This is a genomic window from Arthrobacter sp. AOP36-C1-22 (assembly GCF_052377515.1).
Lineage (GTDB): Bacteria > Actinomycetota > Actinomycetes > Actinomycetales > Micrococcaceae > Arthrobacter_H.
This window is the reverse complement of record NZ_JBQSWW010000002.1, coordinates 131,194-156,972: the sequence shown is the minus strand read 5'-3', so window position 1 is coordinate 156,972 and position 25,779 is coordinate 131,194. Positions and strand designations below refer to the sequence as shown.

Annotated in this window: 27 protein-coding genes and 1 pseudogene; 20 read left to right on the top strand and 8 right to left on the bottom strand. The window is 65.7% G+C overall.

Annotated elements, in window-relative coordinates; translation table 11 throughout:
- The first annotated feature begins 187 nt into the window (after positions 1-187).
- The 7 genes from ACT3S6_RS02385 (at position 188) to ACT3S6_RS02355 (ending at position 8,162) form a co-directional block, all read left to right on the top strand.
- Positions 188-1,879 (top strand): hypothetical protein, encoded by a 1,692-nt coding sequence (locus tag ACT3S6_RS02385; protein ID WP_444553562.1) that lies wholly within the window; start codon positions 188-190, stop codon positions 1,877-1,879.
- A gap of 60 nt (positions 1,880-1,939) precedes the next feature.
- Entirely contained in the window at positions 1,940-2,896 is a 957-nt protein-coding gene (locus tag ACT3S6_RS02380; protein ID WP_444553561.1) for a co-chaperone YbbN, read from the top strand.
- 113 nt (positions 2,897-3,009) lie between these two features.
- A complete protein-coding gene (locus tag ACT3S6_RS02375; RefSeq protein WP_444553560.1) occupies positions 3,010-3,789 on the top strand; it encodes an ABC transporter ATP-binding protein in 780 nt (259 codons plus the stop codon).
- Positions 3,771-5,345 (top strand): transporter, encoded by a 1,575-nt coding sequence (locus ACT3S6_RS02370; RefSeq protein WP_444553559.1) that lies wholly within the window; start codon positions 3,771-3,773, stop codon positions 5,343-5,345. Before ACT3S6_RS02375 ends, ACT3S6_RS02370 begins: the two co-directional genes overlap by 19 nt.
- A 28-nt stretch (positions 5,346-5,373) precedes the next feature.
- Positions 5,374-5,685, top strand: coding sequence for a DUF3039 domain-containing protein (locus ACT3S6_RS02365; RefSeq protein WP_444553558.1), 312 nt, complete (start codon positions 5,374-5,376; stop codon positions 5,683-5,685).
- A gap of 216 nt (positions 5,686-5,901) precedes the next feature.
- Positions 5,902-7,653: a DEAD/DEAH box helicase gene (locus ACT3S6_RS02360; protein ID WP_444553611.1), complete on the top strand. Its 1,752-nt coding sequence runs from the start codon at positions 5,902-5,904 to the stop codon at positions 7,651-7,653.
- Between the two features lie 47 nt (positions 7,654-7,700).
- The gene (locus tag ACT3S6_RS02355) at positions 7,701-8,162 is read left to right on the top strand and encodes an NUDIX hydrolase (RefSeq protein WP_444553557.1); all 462 of its coding nucleotides are present in this window, start codon (positions 7,701-7,703) and stop codon (positions 8,160-8,162) included.
- 96 nt (positions 8,163-8,258) lie between these two features.
- On the opposite strand, the pseudogene ACT3S6_RS02350 reads toward ACT3S6_RS02355, so the two are convergent.
- A pseudogene (locus ACT3S6_RS02350) lies at positions 8,259-8,654 on the bottom strand (mycothiol transferase); the annotation flags it as partial.
- A gap of 256 nt (positions 8,655-8,910) precedes the next feature.
- Here ACT3S6_RS02350 and ACT3S6_RS02345 point away from each other — a divergent pair.
- Positions 8,911-10,581 (top strand): APC family permease, encoded by a 1,671-nt coding sequence (locus ACT3S6_RS02345; RefSeq protein WP_444553556.1) that lies wholly within the window; start codon positions 8,911-8,913, stop codon positions 10,579-10,581.
- 301 nt (positions 10,582-10,882) lie between these two features.
- Positions 10,883-12,013 (top strand): FAD-dependent monooxygenase, encoded by a 1,131-nt coding sequence (locus ACT3S6_RS02340; RefSeq protein ID WP_444553555.1) that lies wholly within the window; start codon positions 10,883-10,885, stop codon positions 12,011-12,013.
- A 33-nt stretch (positions 12,014-12,046) separates the two neighbouring features.
- Here the strand turns inward: ACT3S6_RS02340 and ACT3S6_RS02335 are convergent, their stop codons facing one another.
- The 3 genes from ACT3S6_RS02335 to ACT3S6_RS02325 all read right to left on the bottom strand — a co-directional run bounded on the left by ACT3S6_RS02335 (position 12,047) and on the right by ACT3S6_RS02325 (position 13,292).
- Entirely contained in the window at positions 12,047-12,220 is a 174-nt protein-coding gene (locus ACT3S6_RS02335; RefSeq protein WP_444553554.1) for a hypothetical protein, read from the bottom strand.
- 102 nt (positions 12,221-12,322) lie between these two features.
- The gene (locus ACT3S6_RS02330; protein WP_444553553.1) at positions 12,323-12,514 is read right to left on the bottom strand and encodes a hypothetical protein; all 192 of its coding nucleotides are present in this window, start codon (positions 12,512-12,514) and stop codon (positions 12,323-12,325) included.
- Between the two features lie 169 nt (positions 12,515-12,683).
- Entirely contained in the window at positions 12,684-13,292 is a 609-nt protein-coding gene (locus tag ACT3S6_RS02325; protein ID WP_444553552.1) for a TetR/AcrR family transcriptional regulator, read from the bottom strand.
- Positions 13,293-13,356: 64 nt separating this feature from the next.
- Here ACT3S6_RS02325 and ACT3S6_RS02320 point away from each other — a divergent pair, with 64 nt between their 5' ends.
- From ACT3S6_RS02320 to ACT3S6_RS02300, 5 genes are all read left to right on the top strand, one after another.
- Entirely contained in the window at positions 13,357-14,277 is a 921-nt protein-coding gene (locus ACT3S6_RS02320; protein WP_444553551.1) for a serine hydrolase domain-containing protein, read from the top strand.
- A 192-nt stretch (positions 14,278-14,469) separates the two neighbouring features.
- Positions 14,470-16,197, top strand: a complete 1,728-nt coding sequence (locus ACT3S6_RS02315) for a carbon starvation CstA family protein (RefSeq protein ID WP_444553550.1) — start codon at positions 14,470-14,472, stop codon at positions 16,195-16,197.
- A gap of 4 nt (positions 16,198-16,201) precedes the next feature.
- Entirely contained in the window at positions 16,202-16,495 is a 294-nt protein-coding gene (locus ACT3S6_RS02310) for a cory-CC-star protein (RefSeq protein WP_444553549.1), read from the top strand.
- Positions 16,486-17,469, top strand: coding sequence for an ArsA family ATPase (locus ACT3S6_RS02305; RefSeq protein WP_444553548.1), 984 nt, complete (start codon positions 16,486-16,488; stop codon positions 17,467-17,469). Before ACT3S6_RS02310 ends, ACT3S6_RS02305 begins: the two co-directional genes overlap by 10 nt.
- Before the next feature lie 33 nt (positions 17,470-17,502).
- Positions 17,503-17,910: an ASCH domain-containing protein gene (locus ACT3S6_RS02300; RefSeq protein WP_444553547.1), complete on the top strand. Its 408-nt coding sequence runs from the start codon at positions 17,503-17,505 to the stop codon at positions 17,908-17,910.
- Positions 17,911-17,947: 37 nt separating this feature from the next.
- Here the strand turns inward: ACT3S6_RS02300 and ACT3S6_RS02295 are convergent, their stop codons facing one another.
- Both ACT3S6_RS02295 and ACT3S6_RS02290 read right to left on the bottom strand, forming a co-directional pair.
- Positions 17,948-18,472 carry a GNAT family N-acetyltransferase gene (locus ACT3S6_RS02295; protein WP_444553546.1) on the bottom strand — a complete coding sequence of 175 codons (525 nt, stop codon included), beginning with the start codon at positions 18,470-18,472 and terminating at the stop codon, positions 17,948-17,950.
- The gene (locus tag ACT3S6_RS02290) at positions 18,469-19,446 is read right to left on the bottom strand and encodes a hypothetical protein (protein ID WP_444553545.1); all 978 of its coding nucleotides are present in this window, start codon (positions 19,444-19,446) and stop codon (positions 18,469-18,471) included. Before ACT3S6_RS02290 ends, ACT3S6_RS02295 begins: the two co-directional genes overlap by 4 nt.
- A 132-nt stretch (positions 19,447-19,578) precedes the next feature.
- On the opposite strand from ACT3S6_RS02290, the gene ACT3S6_RS02285 reads away from it, so the two are divergent.
- Positions 19,579-20,310 (top strand): alpha/beta fold hydrolase, encoded by a 732-nt coding sequence (locus ACT3S6_RS02285; RefSeq protein ID WP_444553544.1) that lies wholly within the window; start codon positions 19,579-19,581, stop codon positions 20,308-20,310.
- Between the two features lie 55 nt (positions 20,311-20,365).
- On the top strand, positions 20,366-20,860 hold the full coding sequence (locus ACT3S6_RS02280) for a GNAT family N-acetyltransferase (RefSeq protein WP_444553543.1): 495 nt from the start codon (positions 20,366-20,368) through the stop codon (positions 20,858-20,860).
- A 27-nt stretch (positions 20,861-20,887) separates the two neighbouring features.
- Here ACT3S6_RS02280 and ACT3S6_RS02275 read toward each other — a convergent pair whose 3' ends face one another.
- The gene (locus tag ACT3S6_RS02275) at positions 20,888-21,526 is read right to left on the bottom strand and encodes an isochorismatase family protein (protein WP_444553542.1); all 639 of its coding nucleotides are present in this window, start codon (positions 21,524-21,526) and stop codon (positions 20,888-20,890) included.
- A 38-nt stretch (positions 21,527-21,564) separates the two neighbouring features.
- A complete protein-coding gene (locus ACT3S6_RS02270) occupies positions 21,565-22,878 on the bottom strand; it encodes a nicotinate phosphoribosyltransferase (protein ID WP_444553541.1) in 1,314 nt (437 codons plus the stop codon).
- A 102-nt stretch (positions 22,879-22,980) separates the two neighbouring features.
- Between ACT3S6_RS02270 and clpS the strand changes: the two genes are divergently transcribed.
- The 4 genes from clpS to ACT3S6_RS02250 all read left to right on the top strand — a co-directional run bounded on the left by clpS (position 22,981) and on the right by ACT3S6_RS02250 (position 25,759).
- On the top strand, positions 22,981-23,286 hold the full coding sequence (gene clpS, locus ACT3S6_RS02265; RefSeq protein ID WP_444553540.1) for an ATP-dependent Clp protease adapter ClpS: 306 nt from the start codon (positions 22,981-22,983) through the stop codon (positions 23,284-23,286).
- A gap of 4 nt (positions 23,287-23,290) precedes the next feature.
- Positions 23,291-23,875 (top strand): DUF2017 family protein, encoded by a 585-nt coding sequence (locus ACT3S6_RS02260; RefSeq protein ID WP_444553539.1) that lies wholly within the window; start codon positions 23,291-23,293, stop codon positions 23,873-23,875.
- 64 nt (positions 23,876-23,939) lie between these two features.
- On the top strand, positions 23,940-24,902 hold the full coding sequence (gene murI / locus ACT3S6_RS02255) for a glutamate racemase (protein ID WP_444553538.1): 963 nt from the start codon (positions 23,940-23,942) through the stop codon (positions 24,900-24,902).
- Positions 24,899-25,759 carry an MBL fold metallo-hydrolase gene (locus ACT3S6_RS02250; RefSeq protein ID WP_444553537.1) on the top strand — a complete coding sequence of 287 codons (861 nt, stop codon included), beginning with the start codon at positions 24,899-24,901 and terminating at the stop codon, positions 25,757-25,759. The genes murI and ACT3S6_RS02250 overlap by 4 nt, the downstream gene beginning before the upstream one ends.
- Positions 25,760-25,779: the final 20 nt, after the last annotated feature.

The following is a 25,779-nucleotide window of genomic DNA, read 5'->3' as shown; positions in this document are numbered from 1 at the left end:
AGCCTACCTTTCCGGCGTCATGCGGCGGGTGTTCGGCCGTCCGGATCCACCACATCACGTGCTCCGCGACACAGCCGGGAACCGCCGGGGTAACCGATTCGTTATCATTGCAGTGTGGCCGGTCTGCAACTGTGCCCGACCACGACCGAGGCCGATCATCGACCCCCATTTTGTTAGGTGTAATTACGTGCGAATCTTCATTGCTGCGATCTCCATTTTGCTGGGCGCCCTGGCCCTGGTGGTGGGGATCGGGCAGCGGACCTTCTGGGCGCCGCCCGAGACCGTGACGGCGACCGTGCAGACCGAGCTGAAGGACGCCCCGCTGACCGTGGTCGAGCCCGGCGTCGCGGAGATCGAGGACCGGCCCGTCGATGTCACCGTCGAAGCCGATGGCGAATTCACCGCCGCTCTCGGACGCAGTTCCGACGTCGACGCCTGGGTCGGCAAGGCCGCCCACAACACGATTTCGGGGATCGATGACGAAGCAATGACGCTGACGGCCGAGCACTCGAAGGGCGAGGCCAAGGTCCCGAACCCCAAGAACTCCGATCTCTGGGTTGCCTCCGAATCAGCCGATTCACATATGGTCCACCGCTGGACCGCACCCGACGAGGGCGACTGGTCGCTGCTGCTGGCCACCGATGGGACGAAGGCCGCACCCACCGACATCACCGTTTCCTGGGAGAACGACGCCACCGCACCGTTCTCCATCCCGCTGATCATCGTCGGATCACTGCTGATCCTCTTCGGTCTGGCCTCCGTCCTGGTTGGACGCGGCGGACGAGGCAAGGGCCCGGAGGCCTCGGCACCGACCGGTGGCGGGTCAACGACCCCGGCCGCCGGCTCCGGAAGCGGCGCCTCGACGCTCCAGCGCACCGCGACGGTCGTCGCCGCGGCCGCCCTGGTCCTGGTGCCGGCCCTGCCCGCCTCCGCTGCCACCGGATCCGCCACCGCATCCCCTTCGGCATCCAGCACGGAGCAGGACCAGGACGGCGATGATGTCCATGCCGTGCTGCAGGAGGACCAGTTGGACCGGATCCTGGAATCCGTGGCGGATACCGTCTCCAGCGGCGACAAGGCCCAGGATGCCAAGAAGCTCAAGTCCCGGGTCGGTGGGGACGCCCTGTCCCTGCGCAAGACAAATTATTCGCAGCGCAACGACGGATTGAAGATCCCCGCCCCCGGGACCGTGGCTGCCGCGCCGGTCCGTTCGGCAGCAGTGACCACCACCACGAAATGGCCGCGGACCTCGATGATCGTCACGCAGGCCAAGGACGCGAAGATCCCCCGGGTGCTGGTGCTCAAGCAGGAGGACCCCCGCGCGAACTACAAACTCATCAACGAGGTCTCCATGCTCCCCGGATCGGAGTTCCCCGGGCTGGCCGTGGGGGACACCTCGGTGCGGACCCTGGATAACAAGGACGATTCGGTGAAGACCGCTCCGGCCACGGCCGCCAAGGACCTGGCGGCCTACCTCAGCGATTCCAAGTCCAAGAAGAAGGGGCAGTTCGCCGAAAGCGCCTTCATCTCGGCCACCCATGAGGGACAGGCCAAGGAGATCAAGGACAATAAGAACGCCAAGATCAAGTATGAGCACAAGGTCGATCAGAAATCCCTCGAAGTGCTCTCCACCCCCAATGGCGGGGCCCTGGTCAGCGGGCTGTTGAACAGCACCATGACGGCCACCCCGAAGGAAGAGGGCGGCACGGTGAAGCTCGATGACGCCAGCGCCAAGCTCGCCGACGCCAAGAGCACCAAGAAGGGTGTGGTCACCAAATCGGCCGAACCCGTCGTCTTTTACATCCCCGGCGCCGACAGCAAGGACAAGATCCGCCTGATTGCGGGGGAGATCGTCCTGCAGTCCGCCAAAGTGAAGTAGTCCTCGGGGACCACGCCCATCCATTGGGCACCCACCCGAGGCAGACCATAAGGTAGGGGCATGAGCAATACCGAACCAGCAGCAGCTTCCAGCCGTGGCGCCGTCGATCTGTCAGGACTCGGCGCCCAGGACCCGCAGGCCGCGTCCGCCCCGGGGCCGGCCCAGATGCCGGCCCCGCCGGCCGGGCCATCACCGGCGGCCACCGAGGGGGCGACGTGGACCGCGGCGGTGAACCAGCAGGAGTTCACCCAGCTGGTCCAGGTCTCCAACACGGCACCGGTCGTGGTCTCGTTGGGCACCGGGTCCTCCGCGGCCTCGGTGCAGTTGGATGAAAAACTCCGCAGGATCATCGACGGCCATGCCGGACGCCTCGTCCTGGCGTTGGTCGATACCGACCGCGAACCGGCGATCGCCCAGGCCTTCAGGGTCCAGCAGGTCCCCTCCGTGGTGGCCCTGCTCAATGGACAGCCCGTCCCCATGTTCCAAGGCGATGCGGCCCCCGAGCAGATCGCGTCGCTGCTGGAGGAGCTCCTCCAGCTCGGGGTCCAGCACGGGGTGACCGGGACCGTGCCGCCTTTCGGGGCCCCGGAGGCCGAGCAGCCGGTCCCGCCGCTGCACCAGGAGGCGATGGACGCCATCGACGCCGGCGATTATGCCGGGGCCGTGACCGCCTACCGCAAGGCCCTGGCCGAGAAACCCAACGACGACGAGGCCCAGACCGGGCTACAGCATGTAGAGCTGCTCCAGCGCACGGCGTTCTCCGACCTGGATTCGGCCCGCAAGGCGGCCGCCGATCATCCCGACGGCATCGACGAACAGCTCGCCGTGGCCGACCTGGATGTCCTCGGCGGCCATGTCGAGGATGCCTTCGCCCGGCTCGTATCGCTGGTGGGGCGCACTGCCGCGGAAGACCGCGAACGCGTCAGGGCCCGGCTGGTCTCGCTCTATGCCGTCGTCGGGGCCCAGGACGAACGCGTCGTGAAGTCACGGCAGAAACTGGCGCGCGTCCTGTTCTAACCGGCTTGGTCCGCCCCCGGGCCGGGGCAAGCGTGCCTCCCCCTGAAGGCTGAGAAGCGGATTCAGCCATGAGGATGATGCCTTTGGCCCGGGCCCACTGTTAGGTTCGGAGCATGAACACCGAACTCCATCAGTCGACGGCCCCTGCCATCAGCTTGCGTGGCCTGGGCAAGCGCTATGGCCAGAAGATCGCCGTGAACGGGATCAGCCTCGACGTGCCCTCCGGCTCCTTCTACGGACTCGTCGGGCCCAACGGCGCCGGGAAGACGACCGCGCTCTCCATGGCCACCGGCATGCTGCGCCCCGATGCAGGACAAGCATGGGTCCACGGGGTGGACGTCTGGAAAGATACGCGCCGCGCCAAATCACTGCTCGGTGTTCTGGCGGACGGGGTGCGGCTCTTTGACCGGCTCAGCGGGCGCCAGCTGGTGACCTATGCCGGTCTGCTCCGCGGTATGGATGCTGCCACGGTGGACGAACGAACCGATGACTTATTGCGGGTCTTGGACCTGTCCGACGCCGGCGGAAAACTTGTGGTGGACTACTCGGCGGGCATGACCAAAAAGATTGCCCTTGCCACCGCGCTGATTCATTCACCGCGAGTGCTGGTCCTTGACGAACCCTTTGAAGCCGTCGACCCGGTATCGGCGGCAAATATTCGGGACATCCTCGCCGACTATGTCGGGCACGGAGGGACCGTCGTGGTCTCCAGCCATGTGATGGACCTGGTCCAGCGCATGTGCTCCCATGTCGCGATCATCTCCGATGGCAACTTGCTCGCCGCAGGAACCGTGGACGAGGTCCGCGGCGAGGGAAGCCTCGAGGACACTTTCGTGAACATGGTCGGTGGCCGGGCCGAAGGAGGTGGGCTCTCGTGGTTGCACACCTCCTGAAACTGAAGTTGGCGCTGCTGCGCAACGGTTTCAAACGCAGCCCGTGGCAACTCGTGGGCGTCATCATCGGGGGGATCTACGGCCTCGGGCTGGCGGTGCTGCTCTTCGTGGGGATGTTCGCCCTGGGCGACCAGCCCGCCGAACTGATCACCACCGTCGTCGTGCTGGCCGTCTCGTTGATCACCCTGGGGTGGGCGGTCATCCCGGTACTGCTCTCGGGAGTCGACCTGACGCTTGATCCCTCACGGTTCTCGGTCTACCCCATCCCGCCGCGGCAACTGGTGATCGGCCTGCTGCTGAGCGGTTTCATCGGGGTCCCCGGCCTGGTGATGCTGCTGCTCTTCGCCGGTCAGGGGCTGGCCTGGCGGGCCAATGCAGGACTGGCCCTGGTCGGCATCCTCTGCGGCGTCCTGGCGGCGCTGAATGCGCTGGCCCTCTCCCGGCTGGCCGTCACCGCCGCCACGGCGCTGACGTCCAACCGGCGATTCCGCGAGCTGGGAATGATCCTGCTGTTCGTGCCGCTGATCATGCTCGGGCCCATCCTCCAGACGGCGACCGAGGGGCTCGAGGCGGGACTGGGCTGGCTGCCCGACATCTCAGCGGTGCTGGCCTGGACGCCGTTGGGTTCCTTCGCCGCCGTCCCGGGGGACATGGCCATTGGCGCCTGGGGGCTGGCGGCCGCCAGGCTGGTGCTCTCGCTGGTCTATCTGGTGGTGATCATCCTGGCCTGGAAATCAGTACTCTTCCGGGCCCTGGAAACCCCGCCGCAACAATCGGGCGGGAGCCGCGCCGTCTCCGGGCTCGGTGTCGCCTTCCGGCTGTTCCCGGCCACCCCGTGGGGTGCCGTGGCCTCACGGTGCCTGACCTACTGGATGAAGGACCCCCGCTATGCGATGAGCATCATCTTCGTTCCGCTGGTCCCGTTGCTGATCTGGTTCTGGTCCTCCCAGGGCGGCGACTACACCGCCATGCTTTATCTGGCACCGATCATCGCCGTGCTGTTGGCCTTCAGCATTTCGGCGGATATCTCCTATGACAACACCGCGTTCTCACTGCATGTGCTCACCGGACTGCGCGGATTCGACGATCGGCTGGGACGGGTGGCCGCCTCGGCGGTCTTCGCCGTGCCGACCGTGCTGCTCGCGGCGATCCTGCCGGCGGCGCTGCTGGGGGAAACGGAACTGCTGCCCGCCATCCTCGGGCTCTCGCTCGGGGCCCTGGGAACCGGCTGGGCGGTCTCGAGCATCGCCTCCGCCCGCTACACCTATGCGGTCCCGCTGCCCGGGGACAACCCGATGAAGACGCCCCCGGGCACCGGGGCCCGCATGGCCGTCACCCAGCTGGCGACGTTCGGGTCCACGATCGTGCTGATGCTGCCCGAAATCATTCTGCATATCGTCTTCCTGGTCACCGGGCAGGAGCTCTACGCCTGGCTCGTGCTGGTCACCGGCGTCGTTCTCGGGGCCCTGATGCTGATGGGGGGACTACGGATCGGTGGACGCTGGTTCGATTCCAGGACCCCGGAACTGATGCAGGCGACCGTACTGAACCGTTAGGCCCGCAAGGAGTTGGTAGACTGGGGGCATGACGATGCCTGCAGACCCGTTTGAAAACGACCCCAACGACCCGGGCCAGGGCGGCGGCACCGCGACCATCGAGCGCGAAGAGCTGCGTGAGCACCTCGAGCCCGGTGACAGCGAGCGTTTCGCGCACTATGTGCGGAAGGAAAAGATCATGGAGTCGGCGCTGACCGGCGAACCGGTGATCGCCCTGTGTGGCAAGGTCTGGGTCCCGGGACGGGACCCGAATAAGTTTCCGGTCTGCCCGGAGTGCAAGGAAGTCTACGAAGGCATCCGTGCCCCGAAGGACGGCGGCGGCAAGGACGACAAGAAGTAGTCCTTCGCCGCGTGAAGCCCGCGCCTGCCCTCGGCAGGTGACGGCAAGGCATGGTGACGCACCGATCAGGTGGGCTCCCGTGTCGGTGGGACGGCCCGGGAGCCGCCCGCCATAAGATGGTTTTTTCTTTTCGGCCGATCGCGGCCGATTTCACCTGCCACCGAGCACTTGAGGAGGTTGGCCGTGGGCGATGCCCTGTTCAGTCTGGGCGAGTCCATGCCACCGGCGTATCCGGAGCGGGCGGCATGGGGAACGGCCACGAAGCTGCGCCAATGGCAGGCCGAAGCGCTGGAGAAGTACTTCGCCACCACGAGCAAGGACTTCCTCGCCGTCGCCACCCCCGGGGCCGGCAAGACGACCTTCGCCCTGCGTGTGGCGGCGATGCTGGTCGAAGCCGGAACGATCAACCGGATCACGGTCGTCGCCCCGACCGAGCACCTCAAGAGCCAGTGGGCCGATGCCGCCGCCCGGATCGGGCTGGCCCTGGACCCGAACTTCAAGAATGCCGACGGCCGGCATGGCGCCGACTTCATCGGGGTGGTCGTCACCTACGCCCAGGTGGCCAGCAAGCCGCTGCTGCATAGGGCCAAGACCGAGGCGGCCCGCACCCTGGTGATCCTCGACGAAATCCACCACGGCGGCGACGCCCTGAGCTGGGGCGACGGCATCCGTGAGGCCTTTGAACCGGCGGCCCGCCGGCTGGCGTTGACCGGAACCCCCTTCCGCTCCGATACGGCGGCCATCCCCTTCGTCGAGTACATCGAGGACGCCGAGGGCATCCGCCGCTCCAAGGCCGACTACACCTACGGGTACGGCGACGCGCTGAAGGACCACGTGGTTCGACCGGTCATCTTCATGGCCTATTCCGGCCAGATGCGTTGGCGCACCTCGGCGGGGGAGGAAATGGAGGCCCAGCTGGGGGAGGGGTTCACCAAGGACGTCACCGCGCACGCCTGGCGGACGGCACTGAACCCCGAAGGCGAATGGATCCCCTCGGTCCTCGCCGCAGCCGACCGCCGGCTGACCGAAGTACGCCATACCGTCCCCGACGCCGGCGGACTGGTCATCGCCACCGACCACGCCGATGCCAAGGCCTATGCCGCGCAGCTGAAGAAGATCACCGGGGAAAAGGTCACCACGATCCTCTCCGATGACGCGAAGGCCTCCGCCAAGATCGAGGACTTCACCGAAAGCAACGACCGGTGGATGGTCGCGGTGCGCATGGTCTCCGAGGGCGTCGACGTCCCGCGGCTGGCCGTGGGGGTCTACGCCACCTCCACCTCGACCCCGCTGTTCTTCGCCCAGGCGGTGGGACGTTATGTCCGTTCGCGCAAGCGCGGGGAAGTGGCCTCGATGTTCCTGCCGTCCGTTCCGATCCTGATGGCGCTGGCCAACCAGATGGAGCTCGAACGGGACCACGCCCTGGACCGACCCGAAAAGCATGTGGATGACCCGGACTTCATTCCCGAGGACGACCTCATGGACGAGGCCAACCGCGAGGAAAAAGCCTCCGATGAACTGAATAAACAGAAGTTCGAGGCACTGGACTCCCATGCCTCCTTCGATCGTGTCCTCTACGACGGAGGCGAATTCGGGACCGGGGCCATGCTCGGCTCCGAGGACGAACAGGACTTCCTGGGGATCCCCGGGCTGCTGGACGCCGAACAGGTCGGGGCGCTGTTGCGCCAACGCCAGCAGGAACAAGTGACCCGGCGCGGTCGCAAACAAGGGGCGCCCGCCGCCCCGGTCGAGGATCCCTCGGTCACCGACCACCGTCGACTGACCGAACTGCGCAGCCAGCTCTCCAAGAACGTCTCCGCGTGGGCGGCCCGCACCGGAACACCCCACGGGGTGGTCCACAACAAGCTGCGGGAAGTGTGTGGCGGGCCGGCAGTGGCCCAAGCCAACGCGGACCAGCTCAACCGTCGGCTGGATAAGTTGCAGGGCTGGTTCGTCGGCAAACGCTGAGAGACACGCAAGGTTCCACGGGCGCTTTGGTCAGGAGAAAAACTTCGATGTCTGAAGGTCCTCGTCTGGTCCCTGCCAGCTACGTTGTTTTTCGTCGTGCCGATCAGGTCTTGCTGCAGTTGCGGCAAGGTACCGGATACATGGACGGATGCTGGGCCGCCGCTGCTGCCGGTCATGTCGAAGCGGGGGAATCCGCCGTCCAGGCGGCAGTGCGCGAAGCCCGCGAGGAACTGGGGGTCTCCCTCGACTCCGGGCAACTGGTTCCGCTGACCACGATGCACCGCGGGCCTGGACCCGGGGTGGCGGAGGAACCACGGGTGGATTTCTTCTTCGGTTGCGAGCAATGGCAGGGAAGACCCCGGCTGATGGAGCCGGACAAGGCCGCCGATCTGTGCTGGTTCTCTCTCGACGACCTTCCACATCCAGTCGTTCCCCATGAACGGTACGTCTTTGAACGCCTGGCGGCGGGTCTGCCGGCCCTGACGACGTTCGGCTTCGATACGCCCTGAGAGACGTACCGAGGATGCGCTCCATTCCCCGGTGGCCCCATCCAGGCACTCACGGAGCAGGTCGGCGTGTCCGTTATGTCGGGCGTATTCCTCGATGAGATGCAGGAAGATCCAGCGCAGTGTCACGGGCTGGCCATCCCGGCGACGAACCGAGACCTCATCCAGGGATTCGTGGGCCCGCGCGATCTCACGGCTGGTCGTGATGGCGTCGTCCAGGTGGGAGACTTCGCGGCGGACTTCCTCGTCCGCGTTCTCCGCCAGCGGATCGAAGCCGTGGTGGTCCCCGTCGGGGTCGTCCCCGGTGCAGTGGAGATCCGCGGATTCGTGGCCGGAGAAGACCTCGGCGAACCAATACCGCTCGACCTCCGTGAGATGGCGCAGCAGACCACGCAGGCTCAAGGGCGAGGGCGCAACGGCTTGCCGTCCCAGCTGCTTCGCGCTGAGCCCGGCGCATTCGGTCTTCGAGGTCGCTCGATGGAAATCCAGCCACACTTCCACGGCACTTCGCTCGGTGTCAGCGAAGGGCGGATCGGTGCGTTCGGGAACGTCGAGAGGGGGAACCTGGTCCGTGCCTCGACGTTACACTCACCGCCGGAAACACGCGGACCGTGTCATCACAAGAAAAGCGAACGTTCCCCACGGTTGTTGTTGACACCCGAAATCAGTAGGCAGATACTACGAAAGTGACCCGCCTCACCGAGCCATTTGACCGCATGATGTAGATCGTGCTCGACAGAAGAAGCCGAAGATGTCTTCACCAACGTCACCTCCCACCAAGGTCAAGGTCGAACTGGACCGGGGCCTGAAACCAGATATCGGCAAGATCGGTCTGCTCTTCACCGGGGTTGGTTCCATCATCGGTTCCGGATGGTTGTTCGGTGCCTTCGAGGCGGCATCTTTGGTCGGCCCGGCGGCGATCATCTCGTGGATCCTCGGGGCCATCATGATCATCATCGTCGCCCTGAACTATGCAGAGCTCGGCGTCATGTTCCCGGTCGCCGGCGGTGTCATCCGATTCCCGCATTACTCCTTCGGTTCCTTCGCCAGCTACACCAGCGGGTGGATCACCTGGCTGGCGGTTGCGGCCACGGTTCCGATCGAGGTCCTGGCGGCGGTTCAATACGCCTCCAGCTATCTGCCATGGCTCATGCACGATGTGGAGGGGACCCTCGTGCTCACCGGCGGCGGCATCGCTGTCAGCGTCGTATTGGTGGCCTTGTTCTGTGTCATCAACATGTTCGGCGTCAAACTCTTCGCCCGGTTCAACAACATCCTCGTCTGGTGGAAGCTCGCCGTGATCCTGCTGGTCATTGTCGTGCTCGGCATCCTGGCCTTCCACCCGGGACATTTCCACGAAGCCCGGTTCGGTGGCTTCATGCCCGAAGGGGTGGGGCCGATCTTCGCGGCACTTCCTGCCGCCGGCATCGTGTTTTCCTACCTGGGATTCCGGCAAGGGGTCGAATTCGCCGGCGAAACGACGAATCCGCAAAAGAACGTCCCCTTTGCACTGATCGGTTCGATCGTGATCACCGGCATCATCTACGTGCTGCTGCAGATCGCCTTCATCGGGGCCGTGCCGGACAGCCTGCTCGACAACGGCTGGTCGGGCCTGTCATTCACCAACGACGCGGGCCCCTGGGCGCAAATCGCAATCGTCCTGGGAGCGATGTGGCTCGGCGTCATCCTCTACGTCGATGCGGTGGTCTCTCCTGCCGACACGGGCCTGATCTACACGGCACTGTCGCCGCGTCTTTCCTACTCCCAGGCCCGGGCAGGCAATGCCCCGTCGGGCTTGCAAAAGCTCAATAAGCGGGGGGTTCCCTGGGTCGGGCTCATCGTGATGTTCGTCGTCGCTTGCTTCATGTTCCTCCCGTTCCCTTCCTGGGCGAAGCTGGTCGGTTTCATCACGACCGGAACGGTGCTGTCCTTCGGCAGCGGTCCGGTCACCGTGGCGGCCCTGCCCCGTCAACTCCCTGACCAGGAGCGTCCCTACCGCCTTCCAGGAGGGGACGTGCTCCCGTTCCTCGGATTCCTCTGCGCGAACCTGATCGTGTACTGGACGGGCTGGGATACGAACTGGAAGCTCTTCGTGGCGGTGCTGATCGGCTACATCGTCCTGGTCCTGCACTACGTATTCAGCGATCGCAGCAAGATCCCGCCACTGCAGATGAAATCCGGAGGGTGGATGCTGTTGTGGATGGCCGGACTGGCGTTGCTGAGCTGGATCGGGCACTACGGGGACGGTTCGCTGGATCTGCTGACCTTCGGGTGGGGGGAACTCGGAGCCCTGGTGCTGACGGCGATCGTGTTCTGGGTAGCCGTGACGCGGCGCTTGTCACCCCAGGAAGTCGTGGACAACGTCTACCGCACGCACCTCGAGGACCCCGAGGACGGCAACGAAAAGACGACGAGCGGCTGAATCCCGCGCTATGCCTCGCACACGAGTAGATCTGCGCGGACCTGCTTGACAGTCCACCCGGGCGGGGTTGCCGCATTCGACCGCCTTGGCCTCCGGAGTAGGCCAAACAGCGGGTTCCGTCCAGCCGGTAGTGGCGGGATGCGCCCGTTGCGAACCCCCTCGATGGCGATGGTAGGGCGGCATAGACTAGTCGAATCCAAGGTGTTGTGCCCATCACCGGCCCCCGATGTGGAAGGGACCTTCCGGACGTCACGGCGGTGTTGAGGGCCCAGTGACATTCCTGGGGAAGGGAGGAGGGACCGTGAGTCAAGCACAGACCATTCCCGGACCGATCCCTGCACGTGGGACGGCCCTGGTCGTGGGGGCCTCATTGGCCGGATTGGCGCTGGCCATCTCACTGGCCCGATCGGGGCTGGCGGTGGACGTCCTCGAACGGGCCGAAGAGGAACGTCAGGGTGGCACCGGGCTCCGTCTCTGGGGCGGGATGGGGGAAACCAGCCGGCGGCGCGACGGATCGGGGACAGCGATGCCCTCCATTGCCTCGATCGCCTCGGCAGGTGCCCCTGGACCCGAGGGCTGGGCGACCGTCCGGCGCAGGTTGGCAGATGCTGCTGCCTTGGAACCGGGGGTATCAATCCACTATGAGAGCGAAGTCGTCGATATCGGCCAAGACGCCGAAACCGCGTGGGCTTCGGATGCCAACGGCAAGGTCCATGTGGCGGATATTCTCCTGGGGGCTGACGGGCACCGCAGCCTGGTACGCCGCAGCGTCGACCCGGCACACCCCGATGCCAGCTATGCCGGCTACATGATCTGGACCGGAAAGGCCCCCTACGACGCGGCTCCCGGGTGGGCCGAAGGCCGCAACCACATGGACATGATTACCCTGCCCCACGGGGACGGGGTCATGATCGTCGGGGAGACGAAGACCAACGGCGAACCCCGGAGATATTTCTGGCAGTGGTACGACCCCACCAGCAACGACTACTTGCGTGAGACCGGAGCCCTGGTGGACGACGTCTCCCAGTACTCACTGGTCAATGAGCGGATCGCGGCCTCGAAGTACCAGGACATCCACGAGCGGTCCGCGCATTGGCCGGAGCCATGGGGCCGGATCGTTCGCCATAGCGTGAAGCAACGCAGGATCATCGCCACACCGATCGCCGAATATGTTCCCCGACGACTGATGCATGGACGGATCGCGATCATCGGGGACGCGGCGCATGTGCCTTCACCCATGACCGGGGCAGGCTTCGATACCGGGTTGGCGGATGCCGAGACCCTGGGCGCACTCACCCAACGCGGTGTGGTGGGTCCACGGGGCAGGAAGGTCCTGAACGCCTATGAAAAACAGCGACTCGGGACCGCCCAACGGATGGTCAGGTCCGGCCAGGGATTTGGCCGGAGTCTGCTGGAACGGACGACCGGCTGACCCGGACCAAGCCTTCGAATGGATCCCAGGAATTCAGTCGGAAGTGAACCACCCCTTGACCCTGCGGTAGAAACGCTGCCGCTGCCGCTTCCTGCGGCGCTGGGTCGATGCGTGGTCGGGATCCTGGTCCCGCAGGTACTTCAGGAACATACGAGCGGTCTGATCGTTCTTCGCCCCGGAAACCGGCTGGCCGATTGATCCGAACATTGCGACTCACCTCCAGACGGCACGAGGAGCTCGGGTGCCGTTAACCCGAGAGTACACGCCCCGAATCGTCCCGGCCACGGTGGCATGCGGGGCTGGGACCGGTTAGTTCCAGTAGGAGACCAGGAGGACCGACGCGGAGAGAACCAACATACCCAGACAGTTGAGCCAGAACTCATGCCTCAGGAAGCGAGCGCGAAGGTGTGCGATGGCGGCCGCCAGGAAGTAGGCGATGACCGCCAGATTGGCAGCCCAGGCAATACCCGGGACGGTGATCCCCACCAGCAGGCCGGCCACGGCGAGGAACTTGATGAGAATCAGCGCCCACCACCAGTTCTAGGGAAAGCCCACCCCATCCAGGCAGTCCCGAATGAACTTCGGTGGGTGGATGGAAAGGACGGCATCTGCGAGCAGTATCAGCGCGAGCAAGAAGGTGGGCCACCAGGGGTCAGGAAGCAGGATCACGTCAACGGTCCTCGGGATCCAGCAGGGAAGCCACCACGGAGGTGAGCTCCTCACGGACCGTGTGCTGATCCAGGGCGCCACCGGCCCAGGAGAGGAGTACCCCCAGATAGGCGAAGTAGATGGCCGTCGCCGTCTGGGTCGCGGTGCCCGGGGGCATGCCATGTCCTTCCAGGACATGGGAGAACTCCGTTTTGAGGGTGGCCGCCAGGGCTTGGAAGATCCCGGAACCGGGGCCCCCGCGGAGCAGGACCGCCCCGTAGTCCCGAGCCAGCGGCATGTTGGCGGCAAAGAGGTCGATGAAGGGCCCGACCAGGGTGGTGATGGCATCCGCCGTCCGGGCACCGGATTCCCCCGAGCCCGGAGGTTCCGGGGGCAGGGGGCGGTGGTCGTGGACACCGGAGATCCACTCCTCGAAGACGGAGACGAGCAGTGCCTCCTTGCCGCCCTCGGCCATCACGGTGCCGATGCTCACCCCGGCCTGCGTGGCCACCTGGCGCACGGTGGTTGCCTTGAAGCCGTGTTTGAGAAAGAGGGCTTCCGCCGCGGTCATGACCTTCCGCCGGGTTGCCCGACGTTGGGTCTCACGTGATTGAACGTGTTCACTGAACATGTTCAACAACGTATCAGAAACCCGGGGTGACGGCGTCCCACGGCGGAACTGCAAGACTGGGCCGATGACCCCCGCTTCAGTTGTCCTGGATCGTTTCGTCTCCTCCGTCGAGGAGGAACGACTCGGCGCCTACGGGGTGCACGTCCTCATGGGGGAGGACGAAGCGCAGCATCGATGGCGAAGCGATGACCGGGAAAACATCTATTCGGTCTCCAAGGGGGTGTGTGCCCTCGCCATCGGCATGGCCGTCGACGAAGGACTGCTGAGCCCGGCCACGACGGTTCCGGGGCTGTTTCCGGAAATCGAGCTCGGGCCCGGGGTCGACCAGGTATCGGTGGGGCACTTGCTGGCCATGACCAGCGGAATCGACTTCCAGTGTTTCGGGATCGTGGAGGTGCCCGGGCCCGATCCGGTGCAGGAGATGCTGGCCAGCCCCAGTAGCGGGCCGGGGACCGTGTTCCAGTATTCCAATGCCAGTACCTATGTGGCGATGCGCATGCTCGGCAGCATCGTTGGTGATGTGCGCGACTGGCTGATCCCGCGGCTCTTCGAACCCCTGGGGATTCACAATCCGCAATGGCAGCGGTGTCCACGAGGGTGGATCAGCGGCGGCAGCGGCTTGGAGTTGCGGACCGAGGAGTTGGCGCGCATCGGGCGCGTGCTGCGCGATAGGGGCCAATGGGGCGGAGAGCGGTTGGTGGATGCGGCGTGGATCGACAGGATGCACGCCAACTGGTTCCCGACCGGAGCCGAGGCCCCTTTCGACGGTTATGGACTGGCGGCCTGGCGGGGACCGGGTCATGCGTGGCGCTTGGATGGAAAGTACGGGCAGTACATCCTGGTCGATGACATCAGCGACGCCGTGGTGACGATCACCGCCCATGAGGAATCGCGTGACCACCGTTTGATGGAACTCGCCCACGAGGCCATCACGGGCCGGTCGCATGGGCTCGTGGGCAAAGGGGTGGAAGGCTCCGCTGACTAGAGGCGTTCATTACGTGATCGACCCCGAAACATGAAGACCCGTTCGGGGGCCCCTGATATTGTCGACAAGTATATGACCGACATCACTTCGGCCGCCGTCGCAAACCTGCCTCGGTTCACTCGCACTATCGGACACCGCAGGGCTGTTCAGCACTAGCCGGCCGCGATAGCTCACCAAGGAGGGGAGAACTTCATGGGTTCCCTGATACTCATGATCATTGGTTTGGCCGTCATGGCGGCCGGCTATCTGGTCTATTCCAAGTTCCTCGCGCAGAGGGTCTATAAACTCGACAGCAGCTTCGTGACCCCGGCCCATGAACTCAAGGACGGCGTGGACTACATGCCCACGAATAAGTTCATCCTGTGGGGCCACCACTTCACGTCGGTCGCCGGGGCCGCGCCCATCGTCGGGCCCGCGATCGCGGTGATCTGGGGCTGGCTTCCGGCCTTGCTCTGGGTCACCCTCGGCACCGTCTTCTTCGCCGGGATGCACGACCTCGGTACGCTGTGGGCCTCGACGCGCAATAAGGGACGCTCCATCGGAGCGCTCTCGGCCCGCTACATCGGCAAACGCGGGGCCAACCTCTTCCTCGTTGTCATCTTCCTGGTCCTGCTCATGGTGATCGCGGCCTTCGCCGTCGTCATCAAGAACCTGCTGATCAGCACGCCGGGAGCCGTCATCCCCGTCTGGGGCGCCATCGTCGTGGCCCTCCTGGTGGGCGTGGCCGTCTACCGGCTGCGCTGGTCGCTGCTGCCCGTGACCGTGGTCGGCGTCGTCGTCCTGTACGCACTGATCGTGGTGGGCGACAAGATGCCAGTGGTGCTGCCCGAGTCGACGCTGGGCATGTCCCCGGCCACCTTCTGGATCCTGGCCCTCTTCATCTACGGGGCGGTTGCTTCACTGCTGCCGGTATGGGTCCTGCTGCAGCCGCGTGACTACATCAACGGCGTCCAGCTCTTCGTCGGTTTGATCCTGCTGTTCGGCTCGGTCCTGCTGGCCACGTTGTTCTCCGCCTCACCCCCGGATGTCGTCGCCCCGGCCATCAACATGAACGTTCCCGACGGAACACCGAGCATGATTCCGCTGCTGTTCGTGACCATCGCCTGTGGCGCCATCTCGGGCTTCCACGGCATGGTCGCCTCCGGTACGACCTCGAAGCAGCTCGACAAGGAGACGGACGCCCGGTTCGTGGGGTACTTCGGTGCCGTCGGCGAAGGCCTGCTCTCCCTGGGGACGATCCTCGCGGTCATCGGCGGCTTCAAGTCCGTGGCCGAATGGAATGAGATCTACAGCGAGTTCGGTTCCGCCGGGGTCAACGCCTTCGTCGAAGGCGGCGCGAACCTGATGCAGAACGGCATCGGCCTTCCGGCGTCGCTCAGTGCCACGGTGCTGGCGACCATGGCGGTGCTGTTCGCGGCCACCACCATGGATACCGGGATGCGGCTGCTGCGCTTCGTGGTCCAGGAAGCCGGAGAGGCGTTCAAGGTCAAGATCGGCAAGATCCCCGCGACCCTGATCGTCGTGGTCCTCGGACTGGGACTGACGTTCTCCCAGGGCCTGGGCGGCGAAGGCGGTCTGCGCATCTGGCCGCTGTTCGGCACCACGAACCAGCTGATGGCCTCACTGAGCCTGTCCATCATCGCGGTCATCCTGATCCGCAAGGGACGCAACCCCATCACGGCGCTGATTCCGCTGGTGATCATCTTCGTCATGGCCTTCTGGGCCGCGATCGAACAACTGGGCAGCTTCACCGACCCCGCCAACCCCGATTGGATGCTCTTCGCCCTGGACGTCATCATCATCGTGGCCAGTGTCTGGGTCGCCGTCGAAGCGATCCTTGCCATGCGCAACGCCACGAAGATGGTTCCCGAGCACGAGGGGGCCGATGCCGAACTGACGGCGACCAGGGAAGACCTCTAGCCCGATGGAACCAGCATCGACCGACCGGCGCCGGGACAAGTTCTCCCGGCGCTGGTCCGCTTTCCGGGAGGGACTGTACGAGTTCTATGTGGGACCGTACCGCCAGATGTTCAAACGGGAACAACAGGAAGAAGACGATCTGTTCATGATCGCCGTCCTGGGTGAAGCCCTGGGGGTCCCCGACCCCGCCGCCTACTACACCGCCGAACTGATGCCGGCCGTCTGGGAGGACTTCCATGCCTGGCATCGTCGCGTCGGCATTCCCCGATCGCCATTGGACCATATTGGATGTTGCTGAAACTCGCTAGCGAACGCAAAGTACTCTTCGTCGGAGGCAAGGGAGGCGTCGGCAAGACCTCCGTGTCATCGGCCTTGGCGCTGGCCCGGGCCCGCAGCGGCGGGCGGGTCCTGCTCGTCTCCACCGATCCTGCGCATAACCTCGGTCATATCTGGGACCTGAAGCTCTCGGATACCGCGACCCGGGTGTGTACCGCTGCCACGGGGTATGTCGATGCCGTGGAAATCGACCCGCAGGCCACCATCGAGCGCCACTTCAAGTCGGTGGGCGCCACGATGATGAAGCTCCTTCCCGAGCAACTGCACCGCTCCGCGCAGCAGCATCTCGACCTGGCGAAGACCGCGCCGGGCAGCCACGAATCAGCAGTCCTGGAACGGATCGCCGAGCTCATCGATCTGGGAGCCGCCGACTATGACCTGGTCCTGTTCGACACGGCTCCCTCGGGGCATACCCTGCACTTGCTGACCCTGCCGGAAAAGCTGACGGGATGGACGGAATCCTTGCTCGCCAGTCGGTCCAGATCCGAGCGGTTCGCCGCCGCCGCCCGCGGGCTCGTCGGCGGTGAAGACCCCCAGGCGGCAACGGATTCGGAGCTGCGCCGGACCTTGATCGCCCGCCGCGACCGGTTCTCCCGCATGCGGGAAGCGATCACCGACGAGACCGCCACCGGTTTCGTGATCGTGAGTCTGGCCGAGAAGATGCCCGTGGCCGAGTCCCTGGACATCGTGCGGCAATTGCGCGATTTGGGGATCGACGTCGCCTCCCTGGTGGTCAACCGCAGATCACCCGCGGATGCGGGGTCGTTCCTGGCCGAACGCAGAGAACTCGAAGACGCTTCACTGCAGGTGCTCCGCCGGAACCTCCCCGCGGTACCGATGACCGAACTGCCGTTGCTGGCCCGGGACCTGACGGGGGAGGAGGCCCTGGAGGAACTCGCGGCGCTGCTGGCGGGTGCCGGAGGGGCCGTCGACTAGTGGGGAACCGTGAGGTTCTGGTTAGCTGTGCCAATGAACGACGACCTTCCGAGCATTGAATTTGCCTTCCCGGGGCCGCTACGCGACAGCTTGATTGCTGCCATCGAATCCGGCGCCAAAACCTCGACCAGCTCATTGATGCGCGAATACGAGGTCGGTGATGGGACGCTGCCGGTTGTCGGCGACGCGGGCTGCGTCGTCGGCTCCGACGGCGAAAGGCTCTTCGCCGTGGAGACCACCGGCGTCGACTTCGTGCGGCTGGCAGATGTGCCCCTCGACCATGCCTTGGCCGAAGGTGAAGGCCATACCTCGGTGGCCGAATGGCGGGCCGACCACCTGGAGTTCTGGACGTCCGCCGAGATCCGGGCCGAACTCGGAGCGGACTTCGAACCCGATGACGACACCATGGTCGTCCTGGAACGGTTCGCCGTCGTTCGCTGACCGCCTCGGGATGACCCGTTCGGGTGGACGATCCCGTTCAGTCGCGGTGGAGGGATAAACGCAAGGTGGGTTGCTCCCGGCGCACCCACCCCAGGGATTCATAGAGGGCCAGACCGTCCTCGCTGGCCGCCAGATCCACCCTGGCCGCCGAGGTTTCATGGCGGAACCACTCCAGGAGCGCCTGGACGCAGGCACGGGCATGTCCACGGCGGCGATGGCCCTCGAGGGTGACGACATTGGAGAGGTGCCCGGTCACCGTTGCGCAGCTTGCCGGCGACGGTGGTGTGGTGTGGACATAGCCAAGCGCCGCCGCCACTGCTGTCCCGAAGGAATAGACGATGTACGCACAGGCATCGACACCCAAGTGGTCGGTGAACCATTGCGACGCCTCGGCCAGCCAGGGAGCTTCCGGAGAGGACGCTTGGCCCATGGTCTCGAACATGACGGCCCGGAGCCTGACGAGCGCGCCGATATCCTCGGTGGTGACCCGCCGAATCACCGGCTCCACCGGAGCGGACGCCGGGGCAGCGCAAAGGGAGCCAGCTCTCGGTTCGCCGATCATGCCGGCATCCCCTCGTAGCCGGCGGGGCTCAGCCACAGATGCCCTCCGACGACCTCACGGCCAATGGAGAGCGAATTGTCCAGGGAAGGCTTGTTGTCGGGGTGGATGTGACCCCAGAGCACGTCGCCGACCGAGGCGATCGGCAACCGGCCGCAGAGCTGGAGCAGTACGGCCCGGCCCAACCGGCGTCCACGGTGCTCCGCGTTGAGGCACAGCTCCTGGACGCTGTATCCCGACATGCCGTAAGCGTTCTCGCGGGCAGCGGCAACGACACCGATCGGCTCAGAATCCGAACACACCTCGAACAGCAGATTTTCTGTGGCTGCGCTGGACAGAAGATCGACGTCGGCCGGGGACGCCCAGGACTTGATGCCGGGGCGCGAATGTTCCAGCTCGTCGTATATCGCGGCCACACGGTCTGCCGCTGCTTGAGGATCGACGGCTCGAAGCTCGACGCTCTCCGTGCTGCTCGGCATGGCGCGCCATTTAAGGGTTTCCAACAGTCCGGCGACAATGAGCAAGTCAGTGGCCGCGTGCCCGGCATAGGTACCGCACCGTGCCAGCTCGGAGAGGGTCTGTTCCGGATCGGGGCAGTGGATGCGAAGGCAGAGGGGTGAGAAGGCGGTGAAATGCGGCAGGACGTCGGCCAGGGCCGCCAACTGGGAGGGCTCCGGGGCGAGGGAGGTGGCGATGATGTCGACAAACGGCCTGCTGATATCACGGACCCTGAAACGGATGCCGGCGATTGCCCACTCTCCGCCGGGAAGGGGGATGCGGCGATTGGCCCATTGGAGCGGATCGTCAATGGGCAACTGGACGAGATCGCGGATCTGCGCTCCCCATGCTGCATCACCCACCAGGGCCATACTGGGTTCAAGCCATTCGCTGAGGTTGCGGTGTAGGGAAGGAGACCATTCCACGATGCGAGGTGACGTCCACGCCGTGGCGGCTTCAATGATTTCGGCGGAGAGCATTCAGGCAGTCTAGTGCGACGGTGGCCTGCGACTGGGTCCCACTGGTCGATCCGGTGGTCGAGGCCTTCGCGCAGCAGCCCACCGGTATTGGCAGGGAAGGTCGAGTCACCTACGGTCAGTGGCATGGGATTCATGACGCTTGATGGAGCCAGGATCGCGTTCCGTGTAGCGGGCTCCGGACCTGCGCTACTGGCGCCGGAGTGCAACTTCACCTGGTCCCGGGAAATGGAGGGGTTGATGGCGCGCCGGTTCACGCTCATCGTCGCTTCCCCGCGGGACTTCGCAACCAGCACACGCACGGGTGCTCCCTATCTGCCCAACCGTTGGGCCACCGACCTGCGGCAGGTGGCACACCAATTGGGCCATGAACGGTTCCTGGTCTTCGGCTACTCCTTCACTGGTGCCTTCGGACCGTGGCTGGCACTTCAGCTGGCCGAATACGGGTCGGTGGCAGCTGTTGCTTCGGGTGGGTTCCCCCTGCTCGGTGACTACGGGATCACCTCGCGCGACGTCGACGCCGAGCTGGCGGGATTGGAAAAGGACCCGGCGATCCGGGAGCGGTACAACGAACGGTTCGATCTGTGGGCCGGGGCGGAATTCTATCGTGATCTGGCCGAACTGGCGCCCGATGCACTAGTCGATCTCATGCCTTGTCCACTCTTCGGCTTCTGGGGCGCGCAGGATCAGGATGCCGTGGGAATGATCATGCCCCCTCATGAACTAGGCGAAGGCCTGGCTCGTCGGGGAGTGCGCTGGAAACAGTACGACGGGTACGACCACGAAAGGCTCAACAGCCAGTTGCAGGTCGCGTGGCCGGACGCCGAGAAATGGCTCCTGGAGCAGGCGGCCGAACAGGGGCTCTGAACTCCACTGACGGCAATGCCCCCAGGACCCGTAGTCGACATGGCATCATGAACCGATGGCCTACACGATCAGACGCCCTGCTGCCGCCGATGCCCCCGCCCTGGCCGGGTTGCATGTGGCCACGTGGCAACAGACCTATGAGCACCTGCTGCCCGAGGGCTTCTTCACCGAGGAGCACCGCCGCAAGCGCCAGGGGATGTGGGAGCACATCCTCGGCCAGGAACGGGAGGACTTCGAGGTCCGCCTGGCCGAGCAGGACGGCGAACCCCTCGGCTTCGCGTTCTCCGGCCCGAGCGTGCCCACGGCGAAGTCCGTGCCACCGCGCGAACGTCAGCTGTTCTGCCTATATGTGCTCCAAAGCGGCCACGGAACCGGCGTCGGACAGGATCTGTTCAACGGGGTGCTCGGCGAAGAGGCAGCCATGCTCTGGGTCGAACCGGGCAACCCTCGGGCCATCTCCTTCTACCGACGCAACGGCTTCGAGTTCGATGGGACCGAACAGACCGACCCGGGAACACCACGCATCGTTGAAGCGCGGATGCTCAGGTAGGCCCACTCGCGGAAAGGGTGGCGGCGCCTAGGCATCCTGGTCGATGGCGACCCCGGCCCGGGCCAGCTCACCGAGGACGGTGGGCACCGTCACCCGGTGCACGGCGGCCGTCAGCCGGGCCAGGACCGTGGTGTCGAATCCGGCCCGCGCCGCGTCCAGGGCGGTCTCCCGGACACAGAAGTCGGTCGCGATGCCCACGATGTCGACCTTGTGGATATGCCGGGAGCTCAGCCATTCGCCCAGCGACTCGCCGGGGGTGCTCTCCAAGGATTCGCGGTCCGCCTCCTCGGAGGTGGCCGCCGGATCCTCCGGGTCCACCAGGGTGGATTCGAAACCGGAGTAGGCGGCCTCGTAGCGGCCCTTGCGGAAGGTGGCGGTCAAGGCGCCGGCCTTCAGGACCGGGGCCAGCCCGGGGTGTAGTTCGGCCCCCGGGGTGCCGGCGACGCAGTGCACCGGCCAGGAATCGACGTAGTCCGGTTCGGAGGAGAAATGGGTCCCCGGGTCGATATGCCAATCCTGGGTGGCCAGGACGGCGGCGTACTTCCAACCGTGGTCGTTCAGGTAGGAGGTGATGGCCGCAGCAGTGGCACCACCTCCGCTCACCCCGAGCGAGCCGCCCTCGCAGAAGTCGTTCTGCACGTCGACGATGATCAGGGCCGTTTCCATGTCTTGCTCTCCTCCTTGGGCACCCGGTGGTCGGGTACCTATAGATGATCCACGAATTCGGTGGGGATCACGGGTTCACCGCGCTGCAGCCGCTTGGAAAGACCCGGCATTTCCTTCACGCTGTCGCGATGTCGTTGGGTGGCACGCTGCAGTCCCGCGGAACCGGTGTATTCCCGGGCGACGACGCCGTCGGTCACCAACGGGACCAGCAGGTCGCGGTCGTTCCCATCGGAGGCCGGGGGCTCGCCGATGCCGACGATCTCGGCGGTGGCGCGGCCGCGCTCGTTGAGCCGGCGCACCGCGTATTTGCGGCCGCCGACGCTGACCTTGTTCTTGGCGGCCTTGGCCACATCGACGAAATGGCCGTCGTCGTCCTGGCGGGACACCAATTTATAGACCATGGAGGCCGTCGGCGCCCCCGAGCCGGTGACCAGTGCGGTGCCGACCCCGTAGGCGTCCACCGGGGCCGAGGCCAAGGCGGCGATGGCGTATTCGTCCAGATCGGAGGTGACCATGATGCGGGTGTTGTGGTTGCCCAGGTCATCGAGCAGCCGGCGCACCCAGCGGGCCTGTTCCACCAGGTCGCCCGAATCCAGCCGGACGGCGCCGAGTGCTGGCCCGGCCACCTCCACGGCGGTGCGGACCCCCTGTTCGACGTCGTAGGTGTCCACCAGCAGGGAGGTATCGGCCCCCAGGGAGGCGACCTGGGCTTCGAAGGCGGCCCGTTCGGAATCGTGCAGCAGGGTGAAGGAATGCGCCGCGGTGCCCACGGTGGGAACCCCGTAGTGCAGGCCCGCCTCCAGGTTCGAGGTGCTGTGGAACCCGGCGATGACCGCGGCGCGGGCCGCGGCGACGGCCGCATGCTCCTGGGTCCGGCGGGACCCCATTTCGATGCAGGGCCGGTCCCCGGCAGCGGCCATCATGCGTGAGGCGGCCGAGGCGATCGCCGAATCATGGTTGAGCACCGAGAGGATGTAGGTCTCCAGGACGCAGGCCTCGGCGAAGGTCGACTCGACGGTCAGCAGCGGCGAGTTGGGGAAGTAGAGGTCGCCTTCGGCATAGCCGTAGATGTCCCCGCTGAACCGGAACCCGCTGAGGTATTGCAGCGTCGTGTCATCCACGACGCCGCGATCGGAGAGGAAATCGAGTTGCTCGGTGCCGAACCGGAAGTGTTCCAGGCCCTCGAGGATGCGTCCCGTTCCGGCGACGACCCCGTAGCGGCGGCCCTCGGGGAGCCGCCGGGCGAAGGCCTCGAACACGGAGCGGCGGTGTGCGGCCCCCGAGTGCAGGGACGCCTGGAGCATCGTGAGCTCATAGTGGTCGGTGAAGAGCGAGGTCGGCTGCTGCCACATCGGTCGGAGGACTCCTCGGATCGTACGGTTCAGGACCGCGCTGCCGCGCTCCCACCCACACTCTATCGGCTGCCGGGGCCCTGACGTCGTAGAATGGAGGGTATGCCTGTCTTGACCGCACCCACCGATGTCCTGCCACGCAGCGAGACGACCGAGCAGCAGGAACTGGATACCCCGTACGTCCTGCTGGTTTGGAACGACCCCGTGAACCTGATGAGTTACGTCAGCTACGTGTTCCGCAGCCACTTCGGCTACTCCGAGACCAAAGCCGACCAACTGATGCTCGAAGTCCACCAACAAGGGCGTTCGGTGGTCTCCACCGGTGCCCTGGAACAGGTCGAAGCCGATGTCGCAGCAATGCACGGCTACGGGCTGTGGGCGACCTTCCAGCGCGCGGACCAGGGCTGACCCGATGGCCCGTGCCTTCAAATCCACGCCCCGCGGCTTCACGGCCCGGCTGGATTCGACCGAACGCGAGTTGCTGAGGGGATTGTTCGAGGACGTCGCCACGCTGCTGGCCCCCGAGGACGACGGCGCGGCCCCGGGGGAGGAACCGGATCCGCTCTGGGCGATGGTGGGCATGGATCCGCGCACCCACGCCGCGGAATTTGCCGCCCCCACCGATCCCGCCGAGTTGAGGTTGCTGCCCGATGCGGTGCAGGGGGACCAGGACGCCTCGCTGGAATACCGTCGATTGACCGAAACGACGCTGCGTGAGCGCAAGATCGGCGCGCTGAAGGCCGCCGCATTGGCGATGGAATCGTCCGCCCTGGCCTTCGATGCCGCGGCGGCGAACCAGTTCGCCCAGGCCCTGAACGATGTCCGTCTGGTCCTGGCCGAACGTCTGGATCTGCGTACCGAGGACGACGCCGAACGGATCTCCTCGGTCATCGACGCCGCCACGGTCGATGACGTGGACGAATATCTGGCCCTGGTCTACAACTTCGTCACCTGGTTGCAGGAAACCCTGATGCAGGCACTGCTCGGTTCGTTGTGACGTGGGAGACATCCGTGTTTTATTACTGCCCCCTCGCCGACACAGGCAGTATGGTCGGTAGATCATGAACAGCCACGCCTCCGCGCAGCCCCCCGGCGATGCCTTGCAGGATCGCCGGGCCGCCCGTGACCGCTCCGCACCGCTGGGGATCTTCGACTCTGGTGTCGGCGGCCTGACCGTGTCCCGGGCCATCATCGACCAGCTGCCCCATGAATCCACGCTCTACGTCGGCGATACCGCCAACAGCCCCTACGGGCCGTTGCCGATCGCCCAGGTGCGGGCCAACGCGCTGGGAGTGATGGACGAACTGGTCGACGCCGGGGTGAAACTGCTGGTCATTGCCTGCAACTCCGCCTCGGCAGCAGTGCTTCGTGACGCCCGCGAACGCTATACGGCCCGCTACGGGATCCCCGTGGTGGAGGTCATCCAGCCGGCGGTCCGCCGTGCGGTCGCCGCGACCCGCAATGGCCGCATCGGTGTCATCGGCACCGAGGCAACCATCGGCTCCCGCGCCTACGAGGACGCCTTCGCCGCGGCCCCGCAACTGGAGATCACCGCAGCCGCCTGCCCGCGGTTCGTCGAATTCGTCGAAAGCGGCGTCACCGCCGGCTCCGAACTGCTGCGCACCGCCGAACGGTACCTGGCCCCGCTGAAGGACGCCGGGGTGGACACCCTGGTGCTGGGCTGCACGCACTACCCACTGCTGACCGGGGTCATCTCCTACGTCATGGGCGACGGCGTCACCCTGGTCTCCAGTGCCGAGGAAACCGCGAAGGACGTCTACGCGGCGCTGATGCGCCACGGGCTCTCCAGCGAAGCCGGCGAACACGGCGCCCACGATTTCATGTCCACCGGCGACTCCGGCTACTTCGAGGTGTTGGCCCGCAGGTTCCTGGGCCCCGAGGTCCAGTCCGTACGGCATATGGCCCACGGTGGAACCATCCACCCCACCGGGGAGATCCCGCAGGTGCTCGTCCCCGACGCCGGCGTCGTCCCCGAAGGAGCCGCCGTGGGGGAGCAGCCATGAAGATGACCATCATCGGGTGCAGCGGCTCCTTCCCCGGCCCCGGCTCACCCGCCTCCTGCTATCTGGTCACCGCGTTCGACGGCGAACGCATCTGGCGGATCCTGCTGGATCTGGGCAGCGGCGCGCTGGGGGTGCTCCAACGGTATATGGATCTGGAGGACATCGACGCGATCTTTTTGTCCCATCTGCACCCCGACCACTGCATGGACCTGTGCGGGCTCCATGTGGCGGTGCACTGGAACCCGAACGGCTGGAACCGGGAACGGATCACCGTCTGGGGCCCCGAAGCCACCGCCGACCGGATGGCCACCGCCTACGGGCTGGAACTGGACCCGGGCATGCACGAGGACTTCGACTTCCACCACTGGGTGCCCCGGCAGAAGGTCGAGCTTGGACCCTTCACCATCTCGGCGGTTCCTGTCCGCCACCCGGTCGAGGAAGCCTATGCCATCCGTGTCGAGGCGACCGAACCACTCCAGGACGGGACGACCCGGACCTCGGTGCTGGCCTATTCGGGGGATACCGACTCCTGCGACGGCCTCGTCGAGGCGGCCCATGATGCGGATATGTTCCTCTGCGAGGCGGCCTTCGAGGAAGGCCGGGACGACGGCATCGACGGGGTCCACCTGACCGGCAAACGGGCCGGGGAAATGGCCACCGCCGCCGGGGCCAAACGCCTCCTGCTCACCCATATCCCGGTGTGGACGGATGTGAACACCGTGGTCGACGAGGCGAAGACCACGTACGACGGCGGTCTGGCGATCGCCGTGTCCGGGGTCACCTATGGGGTGTGGTCGGGGGACCGGCTGGGCGAACCGAAGGACAGGCCCGCCCCGCGGGACCCCTTCCGCCCCTGAACCCCTGATACGGGCCCCGG

Excerpts from the sequence above, each read along its gene's own strand:
- ACT3S6_RS02295 (WP_444553546.1), bottom strand. The coding sequence starts at position 18,472 with ATGATCGGCGAACCGAGAGCTGGCTCCCTTTGCGCTGCCCCGGCGTCC.
- ACT3S6_RS02320 (WP_444553551.1), top strand. The coding sequence starts at position 13,357 with ATGACCCCCGCTTCAGTTGTCCTGGATCGTTTCGTCTCCTCCGTCGAG.
- clpS (WP_444553540.1), top strand. The coding sequence starts at position 22,981 with ATGCCTGTCTTGACCGCACCCACCGATGTCCTGCCACGCAGCGAGACG.
- ACT3S6_RS02280 (WP_444553543.1), top strand. The coding sequence starts at position 20,366 with ATGGCCTACACGATCAGACGCCCTGCTGCCGCCGATGCCCCCGCCCTG.
- ACT3S6_RS02335 (WP_444553554.1), bottom strand. The coding sequence starts at position 12,220 with ATGTTCGGATCAATCGGCCAGCCGGTTTCCGGGGCGAAGAACGATCAG.
- ACT3S6_RS02325 (WP_444553552.1), bottom strand. The coding sequence starts at position 13,292 with ATGTTCAGTGAACACGTTCAATCACGTGAGACCCAACGTCGGGCAACC.
- ACT3S6_RS02275 (WP_444553542.1), bottom strand. The coding sequence starts at position 21,526 with ATGGAAACGGCCCTGATCATCGTCGACGTGCAGAACGACTTCTGCGAG.
- ACT3S6_RS02345 (WP_444553556.1), top strand. The coding sequence starts at position 8,911 with ATGTCTTCACCAACGTCACCTCCCACCAAGGTCAAGGTCGAACTGGAC.
- ACT3S6_RS02315 (WP_444553550.1), top strand. The coding sequence starts at position 14,470 with ATGGGTTCCCTGATACTCATGATCATTGGTTTGGCCGTCATGGCGGCC.
- ACT3S6_RS02355 (WP_444553557.1), top strand. The coding sequence starts at position 7,701 with ATGTCTGAAGGTCCTCGTCTGGTCCCTGCCAGCTACGTTGTTTTTCGT.
- ACT3S6_RS02310 (WP_444553549.1), top strand. The coding sequence starts at position 16,202 with ATGGAACCAGCATCGACCGACCGGCGCCGGGACAAGTTCTCCCGGCGC.
- ACT3S6_RS02360 (WP_444553611.1), top strand. The coding sequence starts at position 5,902 with ATGCCACCGGCGTATCCGGAGCGGGCGGCATGGGGAACGGCCACGAAG.
- ACT3S6_RS02285 (WP_444553544.1), top strand. The coding sequence starts at position 19,579 with ATGACGCTTGATGGAGCCAGGATCGCGTTCCGTGTAGCGGGCTCCGGA.
- ACT3S6_RS02380 (WP_444553561.1), top strand. The coding sequence starts at position 1,940 with ATGAGCAATACCGAACCAGCAGCAGCTTCCAGCCGTGGCGCCGTCGAT.
- ACT3S6_RS02270 (WP_444553541.1), bottom strand. The coding sequence starts at position 22,878 with ATGTGGCAGCAGCCGACCTCGCTCTTCACCGACCACTATGAGCTCACG.
- ACT3S6_RS02305 (WP_444553548.1), top strand. The coding sequence starts at position 16,486 with ATGTTGCTGAAACTCGCTAGCGAACGCAAAGTACTCTTCGTCGGAGGC.
- ACT3S6_RS02365 (WP_444553558.1), top strand. The coding sequence starts at position 5,374 with ATGACGATGCCTGCAGACCCGTTTGAAAACGACCCCAACGACCCGGGC.
- ACT3S6_RS02300 (WP_444553547.1), top strand. The coding sequence starts at position 17,503 with ATGAACGACGACCTTCCGAGCATTGAATTTGCCTTCCCGGGGCCGCTA.
- ACT3S6_RS02290 (WP_444553545.1), bottom strand. The coding sequence starts at position 19,446 with ATGCTCTCCGCCGAAATCATTGAAGCCGCCACGGCGTGGACGTCACCT.
- ACT3S6_RS02375 (WP_444553560.1), top strand. The coding sequence starts at position 3,010 with ATGAACACCGAACTCCATCAGTCGACGGCCCCTGCCATCAGCTTGCGT.
- ACT3S6_RS02250 (WP_444553537.1), top strand. The coding sequence starts at position 24,899 with ATGAAGATGACCATCATCGGGTGCAGCGGCTCCTTCCCCGGCCCCGGC.
- ACT3S6_RS02260 (WP_444553539.1), top strand. The coding sequence starts at position 23,291 with ATGGCCCGTGCCTTCAAATCCACGCCCCGCGGCTTCACGGCCCGGCTG.
- murI (WP_444553538.1), top strand. The coding sequence starts at position 23,940 with ATGAACAGCCACGCCTCCGCGCAGCCCCCCGGCGATGCCTTGCAGGAT.